This is a genomic window from Companilactobacillus bobalius, assembly GCF_009764355.1.
The window spans coordinates 1-4,376 of the sequence record NZ_LNUA01000013.1; the positions used below are offsets into that span (position 1 = coordinate 1).

Consider the following 4,376-nt stretch of genomic DNA (forward strand, 5'->3'; position numbering starts at 1 on the left):
GCAATTTGGATTTGTCAAGCAGCTATGCCGTACTTACGGACACAAGGATCAGGTCATATTATACAGATATCTAGTATTGGTGGACTGATTACTGGTCCAATGTCGGGAATCTATAGTGCTAGCAAATTTGCTTTAGAAGGATTTAGCGAGGCATTAGCACAAGAAGCTGCACATTTTGGTGTAAAGGTATCTATCGTTGAACCCGGAGGCTATTGGACGAATCTATACTTAAAAATGAGTTTTACCACACAGAACAAAGAGTATGATTCATTACGTGAGAAGTTGGCTCAACAAAACTCAACCGAATCAGTTGATAGTGACCCTAAGTTGGCTGCCGAAGCTATAATGAAACTGGTTAATAGTGAGAATCCGCCTCTCCGATTGATTCTAGGAAGCCTTGTTTATGATTTAGCTGTTGAAAATGCAGAAAAACGTATATCTACATGGAAAGAGTGGGAATCAGTCAGTCGTTCTGCAGAACATGGGATTCCTGCACCAGAAGGATATGGAATAATCGAGGAATAGAAGATCAAAAAAATATTGAGATTATTTTTAAGTATGCCGCAATCGGGCGCGATTGTTGAATAAGTAAAATTAAGAGTGGCTACGGCTACTCTTTTTTTATTTGGCCAGAAGGAAAGATAAACGGGAAGTGTCAACGGTAAATGTCTGACTGGAGCAAAGCGGAAGGAATTTAAGGAGTTGATACGAGCCACTGATTTTCCACCCTCTCGGCATTGACAAAACTTTGTTTTGTCCTGCCAACCGGCGAGGGAGCCCCCTCAAAAAGTGAGGGGGTTGGGGGAGTTTTTTGGAGGGGGTCGAGGGGAAATTTTTCCCTCGTGGGTTTGGGCAAAGCCCATGGTTTTTTTACTTGATCTTGGGAATGAATTTGCAACCGTTGCGGAAAAGCGCAAAGGTGAAAATCTCATTTCTGTTACTAGGAAAAAGAAACGGCAGCAGCGGTTATTTTTTTGCTTTTGACTTTGGGAATCTGGCACAAGCCAGGTTCTTGCTTTGACCCTCGGAGAGCACACCTTTACGAATGTAAAGTATAGTGTGTTATACTTTACTTGGAAGATAACTCCGAAATGAGGTGCATACAATGAGTTTTGCAGTGGCTAGAATGACGAAATTAAAAGCTGATAATTTAGTCGGCATTGGCAATCATGACCAACGGAAAACGACTAATCACAGCAACGAAGATATTGATGTTTCCCGCTCCCACCTGAATTATGATTTGGTGGTTGGGCGCACTGATAATTTTAAAACGGATATTGAAGCCTATATCAACGAAAACAAAGCGAGTAAGCGGGCAGTTCGCAAAGACGCTGTTTTAGTCAATGAATGGATTCTAACCAGTGACAAAGATTTTTTTGAGCAATTAGACGAAGCCGAAACCCGCAAATATTTTGAAACAGCCAAACAATATTTTGCAGATAACTATGGTGACGAAAATATTCGCTATGCAGTCGTTCATATGGACGAAAAGACCCCACACATGCATATGGGCATTGTGCCCTTTGATGATGATAAAAAGCTCTCAGCTAAGCGTATATTCAATCGTGAAGCCTTACAACGTATTCAAGAGGAATTCCCACAGTACCTCAAAGAAAATGGCTTTGATGTTGAACGTGGCAACAAAAATAAAGAGCGTAAGAACTTATCAGTACCCGAATACAAAGCTATGCGGGAAGAATTGAAAAAAATAGAGACCGAAAAACAAGAGACACAAGTAAAGCTTGCACATACAAAAAAACAGCTTGATGAAATCAAGCCACGGGATAACAAAAAAATTGCTAGTAAACCCACCTTGATGAATAAAAATAAAGTCACGGTTGATAAATCTGATCTCGCTGATTTGGAACAACGGGCGTCTTTTAGTGATAATTACAATCAAATGCATGCTAGAGCAAGGCGTGAAGCCGACTCGTTAGGAGATAAACTGACTAGAACAACGTGGGAATATAATGACCTCGAAAGAGAAAATGTTCGTTTGCGAAAGTTAGTCGGAACACTTCAAGACATTGTGCGCAATGTTGATGAGTTTCTACACAAAAAACTAGGTATTAATTTACCTGAAAAGTGGCTAGAGCGTGCAGGACTAAAAGAACCGTCTAAAAAAGCCCCTGAAAGCTCACAGGAATTCGACAGGCATAAATCTGATGAATTAGGCGGTCCACATCTTTAAAACACTTATATGGGCTTAAAATGGCGTTTAAGAGCTTAATTTAACATCTCACTAGATTGAACGTAGTTAACTTTGTGTCTGTCAACGGTAAATCGAATTAAAGGGGCTTGCTGCTTTAGCAGTTAGCCCCTTTTTTGAGGCTTTAAGGAGTTGATAGACTAGCGGATAAAACACTTTTGCGCATGCAAAGAAAAGCACACCTGCTTTTTTTGCCTGCCCCACGGCGAGTGCGGGGTGAGTTTGAGCGGGAGCTCCCGCTCATTTATGGGGTCAAGCTGACACAGCTTGCGGGTTTGGGCGGAGCCCATATTTTGGTTTGAGTGGAATAAAAATTTTGAAAATCAGGGGGCAGGGAGCGATTTTCGCTCCCGTACTACGACCCCCCTTTTAAGTGCCGAGTGCCAATTTTGATAAAAAAGTGATTTTAAGCCTTTGATATCAATGGTTACAGAGTTTTATATCTCGGCGAGTTTTTGGCGAGTTTTTAGCGAGTTTTTAGCAAAATAGAGGTTTCTAGCACATATTGTTGACAATAATGTTGCAAAAACGCATAATAGTGGTGTACTTAAAATTAATTTAGTTTGGAGTAAAAAATATGGCTACAAATAAAAAAAGAATTACGGTCAGTTTAACTGAAGACCAGTATTCTACTTTGGAAAAACTTGCGAAAGAAAAAGGTTTTTCCAAGTCTGCGATTTTAGCTTTAGCTTTAGAAGATTATTCAAGAAAGGAATTAGAACAAAAAAAATAAGCGAAAACTCGGCTTGGGCAAGACGAAAGTTTCCGCTAAACATTGTTGTTCTAACAAGGTTATTCTACCATTATGGCAAAAGACAAATCAAGATACTTCACCTTTTTGTTATATCCCGAATCTATTCCAGAAGATTGGAAGTCGAAATTGGAATTAATTGGTGTCCCAATTGCTGTTAGTCCATTGCATGATAAAGATAAAAGTACTGTGCCAGGACAAGATTTTAAAAAGCCACATTATCATGTTGTCTATGTGGCTAAAAACCCAGTTACTGCTGATAGTGTTCGGTACAAAATTAAACAGCTTCTAGGCGATCAGAGTATTGCTAAAGTACAAATAGTCATCAGAAGTATGACAAGTATGTATTTATATCTTACTCATGAGTCGAAAGACGCTATCGAGAAGAAAAAGCATAAATATAATAAACAAGATATTACGCTGATTAATAATTTTGATATTGATAGATATATATCGCTTGATGTGGAAGATAAAGACGATATGTTGAATACTGTCTGTGATTTGATTGATGAATATGGGATAGCTAATATACGTGAATTGAAGCGTTTTGTTAGAGTTCATGGTAATGAGTATGGGCTTCCTAGTATGAAAATAATTAACTCCGTTTTGCGTGCGCATACTGCCTTGGTAAGGCTATATTTTGACGCAGTCTATCAAGAACGAAGATACGGCAGGGGCGATATTGATAAAGAAACGGGCGAAATATTGAACGATAAGGAGATTAGAGATGAAAAACAGAAATAAAACTGCATTTTGGATACCTTTTTCTATTACGTTTTGCGTTTTTTTGTTTTCCCTTTTTGCTGAGCCTTTTTTGGATAAAATATTTGGTACTCACCCTTTTTTATATCGGGTAATTGCTACCTAAATATTACATGATTAATGGAGGAAATTATTTATGACATTTAGTAACGTAGAAAATACACGAGTATGGTTTATTACAGGAGCGAGCAGTGGACTAGGATACGAGTTCACTAAAAAAGTACTAGAGTCAGGAGATAAGGTTGTTGGTGTTGCTAGAAATATTGAAAAACTTAATGAGTTAAAATACCAGTTTGAAGGAATGTTACTTCCGTTAAGTCTTGATGTTACTGATAGAAGTGCTGTTTTTACTACAGTGGAAACTGCCATTAAACATTTTGGAAGGATCGATATTGTCATTAACAATGCAGGAAATATGGTATTGGGAATGATTGAAGAATTTAGTGAAGATGAAGTTAGAAGTCAAATGGAGACTAATTTCTATGGTGCAATTTGGATTTGTCAAGCAGCTATGCCGTACTTACGGACACAAGGATCAGGTCATATTATACAGATATCTAGTATTGGTGGACTGATTACTGGTCCAATGTCGGGAATCTATAGTGCTAGCAAATTTGCTTTAGAAGGATTTAGCGAGGCATTAGCACAAGAAGC

The 4,376-nt window shown here is 38.5% G+C and carries 5 protein-coding genes; all 5 read left to right on the forward strand.

Features of this window, described 5'->3' with window-relative positions; translation table 11 throughout:
* On the forward strand, nucleotides 1-525 hold a 525-nt coding region (locus tag ATN92_RS03285; protein WP_158106616.1), incomplete at its 5' end, for an SDR family NAD(P)-dependent oxidoreductase.
* A 580-nt stretch (nucleotides 526-1,105) separates the two neighbouring features.
* Complete coding sequence (gene mobV, locus ATN92_RS03290) at nucleotides 1,106-2,191, forward strand: MobV family relaxase (protein ID WP_056950758.1); 1,086 nt, start codon at nucleotides 1,106-1,108, stop codon at nucleotides 2,189-2,191.
* A gap of 595 nt (nucleotides 2,192-2,786) precedes the next feature.
* A complete protein-coding gene (locus ATN92_RS03295) occupies nucleotides 2,787-2,942 on the forward strand; it encodes a ribbon-helix-helix protein, CopG family (protein ID WP_004906453.1) in 156 nt (51 codons plus the stop codon).
* Nucleotides 2,943-3,014: 72 nt separating this feature from the next.
* Entirely contained in the window at nucleotides 3,015-3,704 is a 690-nt protein-coding gene (locus ATN92_RS03300) for a replication protein (protein ID WP_012478241.1), read from the forward strand.
* A gap of 154 nt (nucleotides 3,705-3,858) precedes the next feature.
* Nucleotides 3,859-4,376: SDR family NAD(P)-dependent oxidoreductase (locus tag ATN92_RS03305; protein WP_158106617.1), on the forward strand; the 518-nt coding region annotated here is incomplete at its 3' end.